Origin of the sequence: Pseudoxanthomonas sp. 22568, from assembly GCF_052044485.1 — a bacterium.
GTDB lineage: Bacteria > Pseudomonadota > Gammaproteobacteria > Xanthomonadales > Xanthomonadaceae > Pseudoxanthomonas_A > Pseudoxanthomonas_A beigongshangi.
In genome coordinates this window covers 103,593-118,497 of record NZ_JBQENC010000003.1, presented here as the reverse complement: position 1 = coordinate 118,497, position 14,905 = coordinate 103,593, and the positions used below count along the sequence as shown (strand labels likewise).

Annotated in this window: 17 protein-coding genes; 15 read left to right on the top strand and 2 right to left on the bottom strand. The window is 64.4% G+C overall.

The window, feature by feature from the left end:
• Positions 1 to 19: 19 nt before the first annotated feature.
• From adh to ACTJI2_RS04750, 5 genes are all read left to right on the top strand, one after another.
• Positions 20 to 1,549: an aldehyde dehydrogenase gene (adh, locus tag ACTJI2_RS04770; protein WP_440841291.1), complete on the top strand. Its 1,530-nt coding sequence runs from the start codon at positions 20 to 22 to the stop codon at positions 1,547 to 1,549.
• A gap of 121 nt (positions 1,550 to 1,670) precedes the next feature.
• The gene (gene adhP, locus ACTJI2_RS04765) at positions 1,671 to 2,699 is read left to right on the top strand and encodes an alcohol dehydrogenase AdhP (RefSeq protein ID WP_440841290.1); all 1,029 of its coding nucleotides are present in this window, start codon (positions 1,671 to 1,673) and stop codon (positions 2,697 to 2,699) included.
• A gap of 69 nt (positions 2,700 to 2,768) precedes the next feature.
• Complete coding sequence (locus ACTJI2_RS04760) at positions 2,769 to 3,122, top strand: DUF779 domain-containing protein (protein WP_440841434.1); 354 nt, start codon at positions 2,769 to 2,771, stop codon at positions 3,120 to 3,122.
• 138 nt (positions 3,123 to 3,260) lie between these two features.
• The gene (locus tag ACTJI2_RS04755) at positions 3,261 to 3,542 is read left to right on the top strand and encodes a hypothetical protein (RefSeq protein WP_225562404.1); all 282 of its coding nucleotides are present in this window, start codon (positions 3,261 to 3,263) and stop codon (positions 3,540 to 3,542) included.
• Positions 3,543 to 3,709: 167 nt separating this feature from the next.
• Positions 3,710 to 5,017: a hypothetical protein gene (locus tag ACTJI2_RS04750; protein WP_440841289.1), complete on the top strand. Its 1,308-nt coding sequence runs from the start codon at positions 3,710 to 3,712 to the stop codon at positions 5,015 to 5,017.
• Between the two features lie 15 nt (positions 5,018 to 5,032).
• Here the strand turns inward: ACTJI2_RS04750 and arsH are convergent, their stop codons facing one another.
• Positions 5,033 to 5,749, bottom strand: coding sequence for an arsenical resistance protein ArsH (gene arsH / locus ACTJI2_RS04745; protein ID WP_440841288.1), 717 nt, complete (start codon positions 5,747 to 5,749; stop codon positions 5,033 to 5,035).
• 23 nt (positions 5,750 to 5,772) lie between these two features.
• Here arsH and ACTJI2_RS04740 point away from each other — a divergent pair, with 23 nt between their 5' ends.
• The 4 genes from ACTJI2_RS04740 to arsN2 are packed head-to-tail and all read left to right on the top strand — an operon-like array spanning position 5,773 to position 8,130.
• Positions 5,773 to 6,099, top strand: coding sequence for an ArsR/SmtB family transcription factor (locus ACTJI2_RS04740; protein WP_141452838.1), 327 nt, complete (start codon positions 5,773 to 5,775; stop codon positions 6,097 to 6,099).
• Between the two features lie 13 nt (positions 6,100 to 6,112).
• Complete coding sequence (locus ACTJI2_RS04735; RefSeq protein WP_203323288.1) at positions 6,113 to 6,631, top strand: arsenate reductase ArsC; 519 nt, start codon at positions 6,113 to 6,115, stop codon at positions 6,629 to 6,631.
• 13 nt (positions 6,632 to 6,644) lie between these two features.
• Positions 6,645 to 7,691: an ACR3 family arsenite efflux transporter gene (gene arsB, locus ACTJI2_RS04730; RefSeq protein WP_192198777.1), complete on the top strand. Its 1,047-nt coding sequence runs from the start codon at positions 6,645 to 6,647 to the stop codon at positions 7,689 to 7,691.
• Position 7,692: 1 nt separating this feature from the next.
• Positions 7,693 to 8,130, top strand: coding sequence for an arsenic resistance N-acetyltransferase ArsN2 (gene arsN2 / locus ACTJI2_RS04725; protein WP_440841287.1), 438 nt, complete (start codon positions 7,693 to 7,695; stop codon positions 8,128 to 8,130).
• Positions 8,131 to 8,154: 24 nt separating this feature from the next.
• Here arsN2 and ACTJI2_RS04720 read toward each other — a convergent pair whose 3' ends face one another.
• Complete coding sequence (locus tag ACTJI2_RS04720; protein WP_440841286.1) at positions 8,155 to 8,826, bottom strand: DUF2306 domain-containing protein; 672 nt, start codon at positions 8,824 to 8,826, stop codon at positions 8,155 to 8,157.
• A gap of 129 nt (positions 8,827 to 8,955) precedes the next feature.
• Here ACTJI2_RS04720 and ACTJI2_RS04715 point away from each other — a divergent pair, with 129 nt between their 5' ends.
• From ACTJI2_RS04715 to ACTJI2_RS04690, 6 genes are all read left to right on the top strand, one after another.
• Positions 8,956 to 9,264, top strand: coding sequence for a hypothetical protein (locus tag ACTJI2_RS04715; RefSeq protein WP_440841284.1), 309 nt, complete (start codon positions 8,956 to 8,958; stop codon positions 9,262 to 9,264).
• A 200-nt stretch (positions 9,265 to 9,464) separates the two neighbouring features.
• Positions 9,465 to 9,788 (top strand): hypothetical protein, encoded by a 324-nt coding sequence (locus tag ACTJI2_RS04710; RefSeq protein ID WP_440841283.1) that lies wholly within the window; start codon positions 9,465 to 9,467, stop codon positions 9,786 to 9,788.
• A gap of 500 nt (positions 9,789 to 10,288) precedes the next feature.
• On the top strand, positions 10,289 to 11,092 hold the full coding sequence (locus ACTJI2_RS04705) for a site-specific integrase (RefSeq protein ID WP_440841433.1): 804 nt from the start codon (positions 10,289 to 10,291) through the stop codon (positions 11,090 to 11,092).
• A gap of 109 nt (positions 11,093 to 11,201) precedes the next feature.
• Positions 11,202 to 12,263, top strand: coding sequence for a ComEC/Rec2 family competence protein (locus tag ACTJI2_RS04700; RefSeq protein ID WP_440841282.1), 1,062 nt, complete (start codon positions 11,202 to 11,204; stop codon positions 12,261 to 12,263).
• Positions 12,260 to 13,048, top strand: a complete 789-nt coding sequence (locus ACTJI2_RS04695; protein WP_440841281.1) for a hypothetical protein — start codon at positions 12,260 to 12,262, stop codon at positions 13,046 to 13,048. Before ACTJI2_RS04700 ends, ACTJI2_RS04695 begins: the two co-directional genes overlap by 4 nt.
• A 130-nt stretch (positions 13,049 to 13,178) precedes the next feature.
• Positions 13,179 to 14,885 carry a DUF4041 domain-containing protein gene (locus ACTJI2_RS04690; protein WP_440841280.1) on the top strand — a complete coding sequence of 569 codons (1,707 nt, stop codon included), beginning with the start codon at positions 13,179 to 13,181 and terminating at the stop codon, positions 14,883 to 14,885.
• Positions 14,886 to 14,905: the final 20 nt, after the last annotated feature.

The window sequence follows — 14,905 nt, the reverse complement described above, 5'->3', positions numbered from 1 at the left end:
AACAAGCCAGGAGATTCCGATGAACGCAGTCGCCGCCCCCCGTCCACAGGCCGTGGACCCGTCCGCCATCTTCAAGCAGCGCTACGCCAACTTCATTGGCGGGCGCTGGGTGGAACCCCGTTCGGGGCAGTATTTCGACAACACCAGTCCGGTCAACGGCAAGGTGTTCACCCAGGTGCCGCGTTCCAACGCCGACGACATCGAGGCCGCGCTGGACGCCGCGCACGCCGCGCGCGAGGCGTGGGGCAAGGCCTCGGTGACCGAGCGCGCCAACGTGCTGCTGCGAATTGCAGACCGCATCGAGCAGAACCTGGAACTGCTGGCGCACGCCGAAACCTGGGACAACGGCAAGCCGATCCGGGAAACCCTCAATGCCGACATTCCGCTGTGCGCGGATCATTTCCGCTACTTCGCCGGCGCCATCCGCGCGCAGGAAGGCGGCATCAGCGAAATCGATCACGACACCATCGCCTATCACTTCCACGAGCCGCTGGGCGTGGTGGGACAGATCATCCCCTGGAACTTCCCGCTGCTGATGGCCTGCTGGAAGCTCGCGCCCGCGCTGGCCGCCGGCAATTGCGTGGTGCTCAAGCCGGCCGAACAGACCCCGGCCAGCATCCTGGTGCTGATGGAGATCATCGGCGATCTGCTTCCGGCGGGCGTGCTCAACGTGGTCAATGGCTTCGGCCTGGAAGCCGGCAAGCCGCTGGCCAGCAGCCCGCGCATCGCCAAGATCGCCTTCACCGGCGAGACCACGACCGGCCGGCTGATCATGCAGTACGCCAGCCAGAACCTGATCCCGGTGACCCTGGAACTGGGCGGCAAGTCGCCCAACATTTTCTTCGCCGACGTCATGGCCGAGGACGACGATTTCCTGGACAAGGCGATCGAGGGCTTCGTGCTGTTCGCCTTCAACCAGGGCGAGGTCTGCACCTGTCCGTCGCGGGCGCTGATCCAGGAATCGATCTACGAGAAGTTCATGGAGCGCGCGCTCAAGCGCGTCGCCGCGATCAAGCAGGGCAATCCGCTGGATCCCAACACGATGGTCGGCGCGCAGGCGTCCAGCGAACAACTGGAGAAGATCCTGTCGTACATCGACATCGGCCGGCAGGAAGGCGCCGAAGTGTTGATCGGCGGTGCCCGCAACGAGCAGGGCGGTGATCTGGCCGGCGGCTATTACGTGCAGCCGACGGTGTTCAAGGGCCATAACCGGATGCGCATCTTCCAGGAAGAGATCTTCGGCCCGGTGGTCTCGGTCACCACCTTCAAGGACGAGGCCGAAGCGCTGGCGATCGCCAACGACACCCTGTACGGGCTGGGCGCCGGCGTCTGGAGCCGCGACGCGGCGCGGTTGTACCGGATGGGCCGTGGCATCCAGGCCGGACGGGTGTGGACCAACTGCTACCACGCCTATCCCGCGCACGCGGCGTTCGGCGGCTACAAGCAATCCGGCATCGGCCGCGAGAACCACCGGATGATGCTGGACCACTACCAGCAGACCAAGAACCTGCTGGTCAGCTATTCGCCCAAGGCACTGGGCTTCTTCTGAGCCGTCGCGCGGGCGCCTTCCGACCGACGGCGCCCGCACGTGTTTTCCGATTGATTGGAATCAAAGAGCCGGGGATGCCATCGCGCTACGGTGGTCCCGGCGCAACCAACAGGAGAAATGCGTGGACAAGACAATGAAAGCCGCCGTGGTTCGCGAGTTCGGAAAGCCACTGGTCATCGAAGAGGTGACCGTGCCGCGTCCCGCCGCCGGCGACGTGCTGGTGAAGATCGAGGCCTGCGGCGTCTGCCACACGGATCTGCACGCGGCCGAAGGCGACTGGCCGGTCAAGCCGAACCCACCATTCATTCCGGGCCACGAGGGCGTGGGCCACGTGGTGGCCGTGGGTGCCGGCGTCACCCATGTGAAGGAGGGCGATCGGGTCGGCATTCCCTGGCTGTATTCGGCCTGCGGGCATTGCGAACACTGCCTGGGCGGCTGGGAAACCCTGTGCGAGCAGCAACAGAACACCGGCTATTCGGTCAACGGCGGATTCGCCGAATACGCGCTGGCCAACGCCGATTATGTGGGGCATGTGCCGAAGGGGATCGGTTTCGTCGAGATCGCGCCGGTGCTGTGCGCGGGCGTGACCGTCTACAAGGGACTCAAGGTGACTGATACCCGTCCCGGCAATTGGGTAGTGATCTCCGGCATCGGCGGTTTGGGGCACATGGCGGTGCAGTACGCGCGGGCAATGGGCTTGAACGTCGCCGCCGTGGACGTGGACGACGCCAAACTCGATCTCGCCAGGCGCCTCGGCGCCACCGTCACCGTCAACGCCAGGACCACCGATCCGGTGGCCTACCTGAAAAAGGAAATCGGCGGCGCGCACGGCGCGCTGGTCACCGCGGTCTCGCCCAAGGCGTTCGAGCAGGCGATCGGCATGGTCCGGCGCGGCGGCACGGTGTCGCTCAACGGATTGCCGCCGGGCCAGTTCCCGCTCGATATTTTCGGCATGGTGCTCAACGGGGTGACCGTGCGCGGCTCCATCGTCGGCACCCGCCTGGATCTGCAGGAGTCGCTGGACTTCGCTGCGCTCGGCAAGGTCAAGGCGACGGTCTCCACCGATCGGCTGGAGAACATCAACCAGGTGTTCCAGCGCATGCACCAGGGCCAGATCGAGGGCCGGGTGGTGCTGGATCTGGCCGCCTGAGTTTGCCGTTCAAAGGCACCGCCCGTGACCGAAGCGTCGTCCACCGCAAATCCCCCTCCCTTGCAGGTGATGGCGACGCTGCCGGCGTTGCAGCTGATCCAGACGCTGCGCGCCCGGCACGGGCCGGTGCTGTTCCATCAGTCCGGTGGTTGCTGCGACGGTTCCTCGCCGATGTGCTTCCCGGTTGGCGACTTCATCGTCGGCGACCGCGACGTGCAACTGGGCGAGATTGGCGGCGCGCCGTTCTACATCAGTCCTTCCCAGTTCGAGTACTGGAAGCACACCCAACTGATTATCGATGTCGTGCCAGGGCGCGGTGGCATGTTCTCGCTGGAGAACGGGGAGGGCGTGCGCTTCCTCGTCCGTTCCCGCCTGTTCACCGACGAGGAGTACCTCGCGCTGGGGCGGGCAGGGCGGGTCTGATTTCGTGACGCGTGGCCGCTCGAACCCGGGCGGCCGCCTTTCTTCTTTGCGACGCACCCATCCCAGATAACCAAAGATCATTTGCTTTACGTGACGCGTCACATAAAATAACCATCACCCAAGCAATGGAGCCACGTGATGCGTGACGCAAACGATCCCGGCACCTTGGAAATGGTGTTTCCCCGGCGTCGCGGCCGTCCGCCGCAGCATGGCGTGGCGATGACCGCCGCCGAGCGCGCGCGCAACTACCGGGCCAATCGCAAGCATCGCCGCCAGACCGGCAGCCGCCTCCTGCATGTGCAGAGCGACACCACGTTGCTGGACAAGATCCGTGACGCGATCAGCAGCGGCCGCTCGCCAACGGCGATAGGCCGGCTGGTGGCGGAACTGGCTTCCCGCTATCCGGCCGCGGCCGACTGACCCGTCCGCAGCGCGACAGAACAAGGCACCTCGCTCCCGCCTCTCCGATAGGGGAGGGGTCTCGCGTCGCACGGAGCACGGAGCACACCGGTTCGGCCAACCAATGGCACTGCGAGCCGGCCGGTTCCGTGATATCCAATGACGGAAACCGCTCGGGAGGGAGCGCCATGAGACACCGGATTCGCTGGATGGGGACGTTCCTGCTGTGCGCGGCGATGCCGGCGCTGGCCCAGGACGCCGCGATTCCCCTCGCAGACGCGCGCGCCGTCTTCAGCCAGGCCCGCACGCAGTGCGAAGCCGATGGCGGTCGCCTGTGGGGCGCATCGCTGTGCGGGCCAATCATGCTGGTCGATCCGCGGACCCGCCGCATCGTCGCGTCGCAGGCCGACGCAAAGGGCGCGCTGCGCGAACAGGACGGCGTGTTCGTCGGCGAGCTGCCGAAGGAGACCAACGTCGCCAACACCGCCGTCGAATGGTCCGGCACGCGCTGGACCCAGATGCTGTGGCCCTTGCCGGAAGACGAAGGCAAGCGCGGCACGCTGATCGCGCACGAGATGTTCCATCGCCTGCAACCGGACCTGCCAATTGCCGATGCCAGGGGCGGTGAGAACCCGCATCTGGATACGCTGGAGGGCCGCTACAGCCTGCAACTGGAATGGCGGGCGCTGGCCAGCGCACTGCAGGCCGATGGCGATGCCGCCCGACGCACGGCGGTCGCCGATGCGCTGGCGTTCCGCGCCGACCGACATCGGCGTTTCCCCGATGCCCGCGCGGACGAGACGGCGTTGGAACTCAACGAAGGCCTGGCCGAGTACACCGGCGTGATGCTCGGAAACGCGACGCCACAGGCTCGTCTCCAGGCGGCGCTCCACGATCTCCAGTCGCATGTCGCCGATCCCAGCTTCGTGCGCTCCTTCGCGTACGCGACCGGTCCGGCCTACGGCCTGTTGCTCGACCAATTCGCGCCGGGCTGGCGCAAGCGTCTGGGAGACACCGCGATGGATCTCGGCACCCGCCTGCGCGAGGCGGGCGGCTTCGAAGTGGCGACAGGCGATGCGGCGCTGGCCGCGGCGGCCGCGCGCCATGGCGGCACAGCGCTGCGCGAAACGGAAACCGCGCGCGAGCGGGAACGCCTGGCGCAACTCGAACGCAACCGCGCGCGCTTCGTGCGGGGACCGGTGCTGACCCTGGCCCTGAAGCACATGAGCGTCCAGTTCAATCCGAGCAACCTGCAACCGCTCGACGGCGTGGGTACCGTCTATCCCACCATGCGCGTCACCGACGACTGGGGCACGCTGGAAGTGGAGGAGGGCGCGGTGATGAGAAGCGACTGGAAGGCGGTGATCCTCGCCGCCCCCGATGCGAGCGGCGACGCGCCGCATGGCCCCGGCTGGAAGCTGGCGCTGAAACCCGGCTGGACGCTGGTGCCCGGCACCCGACCAGGGGACTACGTGCTGAAAGGCCCCGAGTCCTGATCGCGGCGAAACCGGCTACATCCTCCGGTTGATTTCCTGCACCTTGGCTACCGCACCCTTGCGCTCGCTGTAGCGGTCGGTCAGATAGTCACTGCGATCCCGGACCATCAGCGTGAACTTCATGAGTTCCTCCATGACGTCCACCACGCGGTCATGGAACGGCGACGGTTTCATCCGGCCGTCGTCGTCGAATTCCTGCCAGGCCTTGGCGACCGACGACTGGTTGGGGATGGTCACCATGCGCATCCAGCGCCCCAGGATGCGAAGCGTGTTGACCACGTTGAAGGACTGCGATCCTCCGCAGACCTGCATGACCGCCAGCGTCTTGCCCTGGGTGGGGCGCACGCTGCCATCCTCCAGCGGCAACCAGTCGATCTGGTTCTTGAACACGCCGGTGATCGTGCCGTGGCGTTCGGGCGACACCCACACTTGTCCTTCCGACCACTGCGACCACTCCCGCAACTGCCGGACCTTCGGATGCTCCCGGGGCACGCTGTCGAGCAGGGGCAGGTCGTGCGGATCGAATACCCGTGTCTCCGCGCCCAGGTGACGCAGGATGCGCTCGGCTTCCAGCGCCAGCTTGCGGCTGAAGGATTGCGGACGCAGCGAACCGTAGAGCAGCAGGATGCGCGGGGCGCGGCTTCCCGCCGCTCCCAGCGATTCGTGGTGGGGCAGGGGCAGCAGCTCCGTGCTGACGTGGGGAATGTCCGCGGTCGAGGATTGTCTTGTCATATTCTTTCGATTATTCTGGAAATATGGAAACGAAACAAGCCATCGCCGCATTGACCGCCCTGGGCCACGCCACCCGCCTGGCCGCCTATCGCCTGCTGGTCGAGGCCGGCCCCGCCGGACGCATGGCGGGCGAGATCGCCGAAGCGCTCGCCATTCCCAACGCCACGCTTTCCTTCCACCTGAAGGAACTGGTCCAGGCCGGCCTGGCGGAAAGCGAGAACCGCGGTCGCAACGTCTGCTATCGGGCCAACTTCGAGGCCATGAACGGCCTGGTGGCCTATCTCACCCACAACTGCTGCGCCGGCTCGCCCGTCGAGTCGTGCGCGCCCGCCTCTTCCTGTGAATGCTGAGCCGAGAGATCCCATGAAGCGTCGCGTCCTGTTCCTGTGCACCGGCAATTCCGCCCGGAGCGTGCTGGCCGAAGCCACGCTCCGGGCATGGGCCGGCAACCGGTTCGAAGTATTCAGCGCCGGCAGCAAGCCGGCCGGGCAGGTCAATCCACATGCACTCGCCCAGCTGGCGGCCGAAGGCATTTCGACCGCCGGCCTGCGAAGCAAGTCGTGGGACGAATTCGCGACCGCGGATGCCGCGCCGATGGACCTGGTGGTGACGGTCTGCGATTCGGCGGCCTCGGAAACCTGCCCGGTGGTGTTCGGCGACTTCCTGCGCGTGCATTGGGGCCTGCCGGATCCGGCGGCGGTCTCCGGCACCGACGAAGAGAAGGCCGCAGCCTTCCGCCAGGCGCATCGCGTCATCAAGGCACGGCTGCTGGCCTTCCTGGCGCTGCCGGCCGAGGCCTGGAACGATCGGCAGGCGCTCAAGACACAACTGGATCGGATCGGTTTCGTGGAGCCGGAGGACGAGGCGCTTTCCCATGGCTGAGGCCACGCCCCGCATCGGTTTTTTCGAGCGCTATCTGACCATCTGGGTCGGCCTGTGCATCCTGGTCGGAACCGGCCTCGGCCACCTGTTTCCCTCAGCCTTCGTCCGCCTGGGCGGGATGGAAGTCGCCAGGGTCAATCTGCCGGTCGCGGTGCTGATCTGGCTGATGATCATCCCGATGCTGCTGAAGGTCGATTTCGGCGCGATGAAGGAAGTCGGGCGGCATTGGCGCGGCATCGGCGTCACGCTGTTCATCAACTGGGCGGTCAAGCCGTTCTCGATGGCGCTGCTGGGCTGGTTCTTCCTGCGACATGTGTTCGCGGATTCGCTGCCGGCCGATCAGATTGACTCGTACATGGCCGGACTCATCCTGCTGGCCGCCGCGCCTTGCACGGCGATGGTCTTCGTATGGAGCAATCTCTGCCGGGGCGACGCCAATTTCACCCTGAGCCAGGTGGCGCTCAACGACGCCATCATGGTGGTGGCGTTCGCACCACTGGTGGCGCTGCTATTGGGCCTGTCCGCCATCACCGTGCCGTGGGACACGCTGCTCATCTCGGTCGGCCTCTACATCATCGTGCCGGTCGCCATTGCGGTCGTGATGCGCCGTTGGCTGATGAGACGGGCAGGGGAGCGGGGGCTGGAAAAGGTGTTGCACAGGTTGGGGCCATACTCGCTGGCCGCGCTGCTGCTGACGCTGGTGCTGCTGTTCGGCTTCCAGGGCCGCCAGATCATCGAACAGCCGATGGTGATCGCCATCCTGGCCGTTCCCATCCTGATCCAGGTCTACTTCAATTCCGGTCTGGCCTATCTGTTGAACCGGCGCCTGGGCGTGGCCCACAGCGTGGCCGGTCCTTCGGCGCTGATTGGCGCCAGCAACTTCTTCGAACTGGCGGTGGCCACCGCGGTCAGCCTGTTCGGCGTCCATTCCGGCGCGGCCCTGGCGACCGTGGTCGGCGTACTGATCGAGGTGCCGGTGATGCTGTCGGTCGTCGCCATCGTCAACCGGACGCAGGGCTGGTATTGCGTGGGTGTCCAGCGCGCCATCGGAGCCAGGTGACATGCCGTCCATCCAAGCCATCGATCTCGACGCGGCAGTCACCCACCTGCTGTCCGACAGCGGTCTCCCCACCGCGGATCTCGCAAACGGCGCGCGTGTCGAATTCCTCGGAGCGCGCCGGAACGACGTGCTCGAGGGATGCGTGGCGCTGGAACGCTGCGGCGAACTTGCACTGCTGAGATCCTTGGCGGTCTCCCCCCAATCTCGTGGTTCCGGCCTCGGCGCAATGCTGGTCGAGCACGCCGAGGATTTCGCCCGGCAACGCGGATACCGTGCGATCTATCTGTTGACCACGGACGCGTCGAGCTTCTTCGCTGCGCGGGGCTACCAGCGGGTCGACCGTGAACAGGCGCCCGCCAGCGTCCGCGCCACCTCCCAGTTCTCGGCGCTGTGCCCGGCGTCTTCCATCCTGATGTTCAAGCCGCTCGCCAACGAATGACGCGCGAGCGGGGCAGGGCATCGACTAGGCGCGGCTGCCGACCCGTTGCGCGCGCCAATCGCCGGCGCCGGCGAACCGCAGGTAGGCCTCGGCGACCAGCAGGTTGGGCATCCAGCAAAGCCATGCGATCGCCGAATAAGCCGCGGGGAACGCAATACCCGCGATCTGGCTGACGGGCAGGTAGATGCGCAACGTGACCGCCGCGAACGTCAGCGCGAAACTGCGGATCATCCAGCGCCGGTGTTCCGCGATGTTGCCGGCCCGGACATGGCGATAGGCCATGAACGTGCAGCCAAGCCAGCACACCGCCAGCAGTGCGAATCCAGCCTGGGTGATGGTCCCGCCCGACGACTGGACCGCAAGCACGAAACCGGAAATGCCGCCGGCCAGCACGCCCGCCACGTAGAGCCGACCCAACCAGCGATGTCCGCCGCCAAAGCGGCTGCGAAGCCAACTGTTGAGCTGGAACGTGCCGATGGCGAGCGCCAATGCGCTCCCGGCGAAATGCGCGATGGCGGCGACCGGGCGCTCGGCGATCAACGTCCGGACCAGCGAAGGGCGAAATTCAGGCAACGCCAGCAGCGCCACTGCATAGCAGGCGACCGCGAGCGCCAGAAACGTCATGACGATCCATCCCAAGATCCGCGCCATTTCCGAGCATTCCCTTTGCCGCCCGGAACGGGCTTCGACGTCCATGCTCCTTTGTCCGGACCGTCCAAAGCAGTGCCGTTTGTCGGGGTGCCGTTAGTCAGCGTTCGTGTGGGGCAGGGCGTCCGAACGTCCTTCAGGCGTTAACAAAACCCTACCTCGACAGGTCCATGGTGCATGGAAATCCACACCAGGCGAAGGCAAGTGACCGGCTACGGCGGCCTTAGCCGCCAGCAACGGCAATTGTTGGTTGAGCTTTGCGGCGCGTCATCAGACGACCGGGTCATGACGATAGCCGAGGGCATCACCGTAACCGACGCCTGGCACGAAGCCGCATCGAAACTGGCCGAGCGGGGACTCGTGGAACTGCAGACGCACAGCGCCCCCAGCACATGCTGGCTGACCACGCTCGGCTGGGCCCTTTGCCATGACCTGAGCCTGCATGACGCATACAACCAGCAGGCGAAGCCGGGCTGGCGGTACTAGCGGCGAAACCGGTCCGCTGGCGGGGATTGCTGGGATAGGCTCCCGCTCAGGTACCCTGCGCCCGGCAAATGGAGATAACTGCATGAAAAGGATATTCCTGGCGGTCACGCTGGTCGCCTATTCGGTTGCCGCGCTTGGACAGGTCCAAAGCGCGCGGGGAAAGGGAACACCTAAGCGCGCGGGGAAAGGGAACACCTAGGGTGACGTCGACCCCGAAGGCGGCCCACAACTCGATGGCCAACGGCACGACGCCGTTCAAATGCGACCAGTACCGCAACCACCCGCATCCGGGCATGCATGGCTTCTGCCAAAGCATGGAGAACACGGTCCTTGCCAATGAGGCGCGACGGGCCGGCAGGCCAGGCCCCTCCGAAAGCATCGTCGAGTTTCCTGCGCTTGGCACCGCGGAAGCCAAGCAACTTGGTTACGCCTGTATTGGCGGACAGGCCTTCAAACGCCTGGCAAATGGATGGGAACAGGTTCATGCCAAGGCCGGCGGCTGGCAACGGTGTCGCGGCGGCTGAAGAAGCCTCCTTTTCCTCGCCCCGAAGAACGTTGCTCACAAACTGAAGAAACCCGCAAGACAGGCGCGTCGGCTAGGATGCGGCGACTTGAGATGCGGTGACGCCATGGAACCTGACCAACGCAGCAAGACCTTTGAGCCGGCCTTCAAATGGACGCATTACGTCTTCGGCAACAACATGATCGCCGGCACGCTGCAGACGATCACTCTCGTAGTCCTCGCGTCCTTGGCGTTCGGGCTGGTGCGATCCTGCTGGGGGACATAGTGGCGGAGCCCGGGCCGCCAAGGCAGCCGCGGCCGATTCGGCCGGCCTGGGCAGGGGCGTTTACAGCTGTTGCCGGCATCGGGACTGGGCCAGCTGCCCATCCGGGCTTGAACATAATATGCATTATGCGAAATTATAGGTGAGCCAGCTGGCACGGGGCTGGTGTCGGTGTTCCTAATTGTTGCCCTTTTTGCCTAATTCGCGCTTGTCCTTGATTTTATTAGGCCAAGAACCTACTGCCGCCGGCGGTTGACCAGGCCCTGGTGGCGGCCGGCCTGAAGGCCAAGCTGGGTCCTTGGACTTTGTCCACCGTCCGGCATCGGGTGGCGGTGCTGTCCACCGCGCACCGACTCAAGCAGCAGCCCAATCCTTGCGAGCAGCCAGCGATTCGCACCGTACTCAGCCGTGCGGCCCGTGCTTCGATCAAACGCGGCGAGCGACCCCGCAAAAAGACCGCGATCACCTTGGCCGAGCTAGAAGCGATGCTGGCCACCTGCGACGACAGTCTGGAAGGGCTGCGCGACCGTGCCCTGCTCTGCTTCGGATTCGCCAGCGGCGGACGCCGCCGCAGCGAGATCGCCGCAGCCGACCTGCGCGATCTACGCCGGATCGGGGACAAGGGCTATATCTACCGGCTGGAGTACAGCAAGACCCAGCAGGCCGGCGTCACCGCATCCTCCACCCCCGACAAGCCGGTGTTGGATCGGGCCGCCCTCGCCCTCGAGGATTGGCTGGAGGCATCCGGGATCACCGAAGGTGCGATCTTCCGGCGGCTCTGGAAACAGCGGGTGGGCCCTGCCCTATCCCCGGCTGCGGTGGGTGAGATCGTGCAGCGGCGGGCCCGCATAGCGGGGTTGGAGGGGGATTTTGGCGGGCATAGCCTGCGCTCGGGCTTTGTGACTGAGGCCAGCCGGCAGGGGGGGTCGCTGCCGGCGATCATGCAGATGACCGAGCACCGGGCGGTGTCGAGCGTGATCGGCTATGTGCAGTCAGGCAGCGCCGCTGCCAATCCGGCAGCGCGTCTCCTAGAGAACGACTAGGGCCGAAATCCTCGCAGCGCCGCGGACGAGGTTCCCAATCCGGGTGACCAGGTGTGAATAGCGCGTGAAAGTTGCTAGATTGCGACCAGTCCAATCGCCAAGGCAGGTCATGGATTACGAAATCGACTTTCTCCCCGTCGGTGAAGGCTCAGGGGATGCGATCGTCATTCGCTACGGGGAGGCAGCCACCGGTTACTGGCTGCATGTGATCGACGGCGGCCGTACCGAAACAGCCGATACGATCGTTGACCACATCGACGCCTTCTACCCCGGCTATCACATCAATCACATGGTGGTGACGCACGCAGACAACGATCATGCGTGCGGTTTGGTCGGCGTCATGAAGAAGAAGAGGGTCGAGCATCTTTGGATGAACCGCCCTTGGCTTTACGCGTCTGAGGTACTTCATCACTTCCACGGCAACTATACGCTGCAGGGCTTGATCGACGAGATCAAGAGCAGGCATTCCTACCTCGTGGAACTCGAGCAGCTTGCCAGGGCGCAAGGAACGCAGATCCACGAGGTGTTTCAGGGCGACCAGATCGGTAAATTCACGGTCTTGGCACCTCATAAGCAACGGTACATCCAATCGATTCCCGACTTTGGCAAAACACCCGACCGGTACTCGACCCAGGCCAATGATCTGAGAAGGTTTGGCCTAATGCGGGCGTTGGCAGACAGCGCGATGAAGCTGTTCGAGAGCTGGGACTTTGAGACGTTGGCTAGCACGACCCAGACCTCTGCGTCCAACGAAAGCTGCGTCGTTCAGTACGCCAATTTGGATGGGAAGTGCGTGCTGCTGACAGCAGATGTCGGACCGATTGGTCTAGATGAGGCGGCCACATTCGGAGCCCAACTAGGACTGCAGATGCCCACGTTCGTGCAAGTACCGCACCACGGCAGCCGACACAATGTCACCCCTGCTGTATTGGATGCCTGGCTGGGTCCCAAGCGGCCGCCCGGTACGGTCATTGGAACGGCTTTCTGCTCGGTGGGGGCCAACAAGCATGATTACCCGCGCCGACAAGTGACCAACGCTTTCATGCGTCGCGGCTTCAAGGTGTATGCCACCCGCACGGGGTGGCTGTCTCATTCGCATGGCGGAGGTCACCCCAACGCCGTGCCGGCCGTTGCAGAAGCTTTCTCGTTCGAAGTCGAGGGTGTTTCATGAAAGGCTTCAGCGCTTTTGATACCTACGCCCTAAGAGCCCGGCTGTTTCCGGCAATCATTGCGGCCGCCCCGGCCTTTGCCGCTCTGGCCTTGTTGATCTCGTGGGAGAGCTTTGGGCTCTCCCAAGTTGTGTCCTCGATCGCCTTGGTGGTCCTTACCTACGCGATCGCCGATACTGCCAGAGCGCGTGGTCGGGCCATCGAAGGAATATTGCATGCCGAACGGGGCGGATTGCCCTCGATCACCTTGTTTAGGCGCAACGATCCGACCATCAATAGCGGCTCTAAGGACCGCTATCGCGCCTTTCTCGGCCGCATGCTCGGCGTTGATGTGCCCACGGAGGCGCAGGAGCAAGCCGATCAGGCGTCAGCCGATGACTTCTATGCCCAATGTGGCGTGTGGCTGCGGCAGCACACCCGGGATCATCGGCGCTTCCCGCTGCTGTTCGGCGAAAACATCACCTATGGATTCCGCCGCAATCTGCTTGGCGTCAAGACATTCGCGCTGGGCTTGAACCTCGTGGTAGTAGCGTGCTCTATCTTTCTGCTGTGGCAAACCGGATGGCGGTTCGACACCGGTTCGGGAAGTCGCGTGGTCGTGGTGCTGTTGGTAGCCGTGGCCCACGCCGGATTTATGCTGCTGGCCGTTAACCACCAGGCGGTCTGGGATGCGTCGCGCGCCTACGGGCGGGAACTCATCCTAAGCTGCGAGGCCTTCCTCCCGCGCTCGGATGCCCCAAAGAAGCGGCCCGCAGCGCGAGTCCGCGGTCGAGGGGGGAGCGCATAAGGCTCTTGGGCTCGTGGCGCTATGCCGATTTCGGCACGGTACCAACAGCAGCTCGCGCCCTTCCCCTACTCTGCTGTCCTGCCCCGGCGCGCCGCCGGCCCATCGCCGCTGACCTGCGTAAAAGGAACTTATGGCCTGGTTTCTCCTGCTGATCGCCCTCGCTGCCCTGCTCTGGGTACACCGCCACCACGCTGCGATAAGAAGGGTGCAAGCCGCTGATCTGACGCGACTGCGCGAGGAGTTGTCTGGGCTCTATGCACAGCGTGAAGGGCTGCGCACGGAAGCAGCGGCTCTGCGCGCATCAAAAGCGGACCTTGAAACACGCGTCCAGGTACTGACTGCGGACGTAGCGGCGCTGAGTGCGTTCCAAGAAGTCCGCGATCTCGCCGCTGAGGCTCAGCGCATTCGGCTAGAAGCGCAGGAGTTGATCGCCGCAGCAGAGCTTGAGGCCCATTCTGTTCGTTCGCGAGCCGGGCAGGAAGCCGAGGAACTGCATCGGCAAGCGACCGCAGCCCATGCCGATGCCAGCCGCAAGACCACTGCCCTGCTCGACCAGGCCACAGCCAAGGCCGCAGGCATCGTCTCTGCGGCTGAGGCTGAAGCAGAAAACGTTGCCGGCGACGCGTACCGTGCCCTGCGGGAGTTAAAGGCGATCCAGCGCACAGCCACGGCAATAGAGAACCTGATCGGAGGGTACGGGGATCGTTACCTCGTTCCCACCTACAGCTTCCTGGACGAGTTCGCCGAGACATACAGCTTCGAGGACGCAGGTCGCGATCTGAAGTTGGCGCGCGACCAGACAAAACGACTGGTGGCCAGCGGTGCAGCGGCTGCCTGCGACTACGTGGAAGCAGCGCGTCGCTCAACCGCAATCCATTTCGTACTTGATGCATTCAACGGTAAAGTCGACACCATCCTCGCACGGATCAAAGCGGACAATGTCGGAACCTTGCGCCAGCAGATTGAGGACTCCTTTGCCGTGGTCAACCACAATGGCAAGGCATTTCGCAATGCGCGCGTCACCCCGGAGTATCTGACTAGTCGGCTCGAAGAGTTGAAGTGGGCCGCAGCTGCAATGGCACTCCGCGAACGGGATAAGGAAGAACAGCGTCAGGCGCGCGAGCAGATTCGGGAGGAAGAGCGTGCCCGCCGCGAGATCGAGCGGGCTCTGCGGGATACGGAACGGGAGGAGGCTGCTATTCAGAAAGCCATGGTTCGACTGGAGACGCAGGTAGCGAAGGCTAACGATGACCAGCGGCTGGCCTTGGAAGTTCAGCTGGCGGATCTGCGCAATAAACTGAGCGAGGCTGAAGCCAGGAACCAGCGTGCCCTTTCGATGGCACAGCAGACGAAAGCAGGTCATGTCTACATCATTTCGAACATCGGATCCTTTGGAGAGAACGTCTATAAGGTCGGCATGACCCGGCGCCTGGAGCCGCATGACCGCGTGCGCGAGCTCGGTGATGCGTCGGTGCCTTTCAACTTCGATGTCCATGCCATGATCTGGTCTGAGGATGCGCCGACGCTCGAACGCGCGCTACACCGCCGCTTCGTGACCGCCCAGGTCAACAAGGTTAATCCTAGGAAGGAGTTCTTCCGCGTGGACTTAGCCTCATTGCGGGATTGTGTGGAAGACATGGGACTGCAGTGCGCTTGGACGCTGGCGGCATCCGCCGCCCAATATCGGGAGACGCAGGCTATAGAGCGCGATTTGGTTGCCGGCACAGTGCACGCCCAACAGTGGCTCAGCGAACAAATGGCGTTCGAGCCGGAGATGCCGCTCGAAGAGGAGACGGTCCCAGTGGGAACGACCGCTGACGAGAACGCTGGTTTTTAACTAGAGAGTCATCTTCTGCC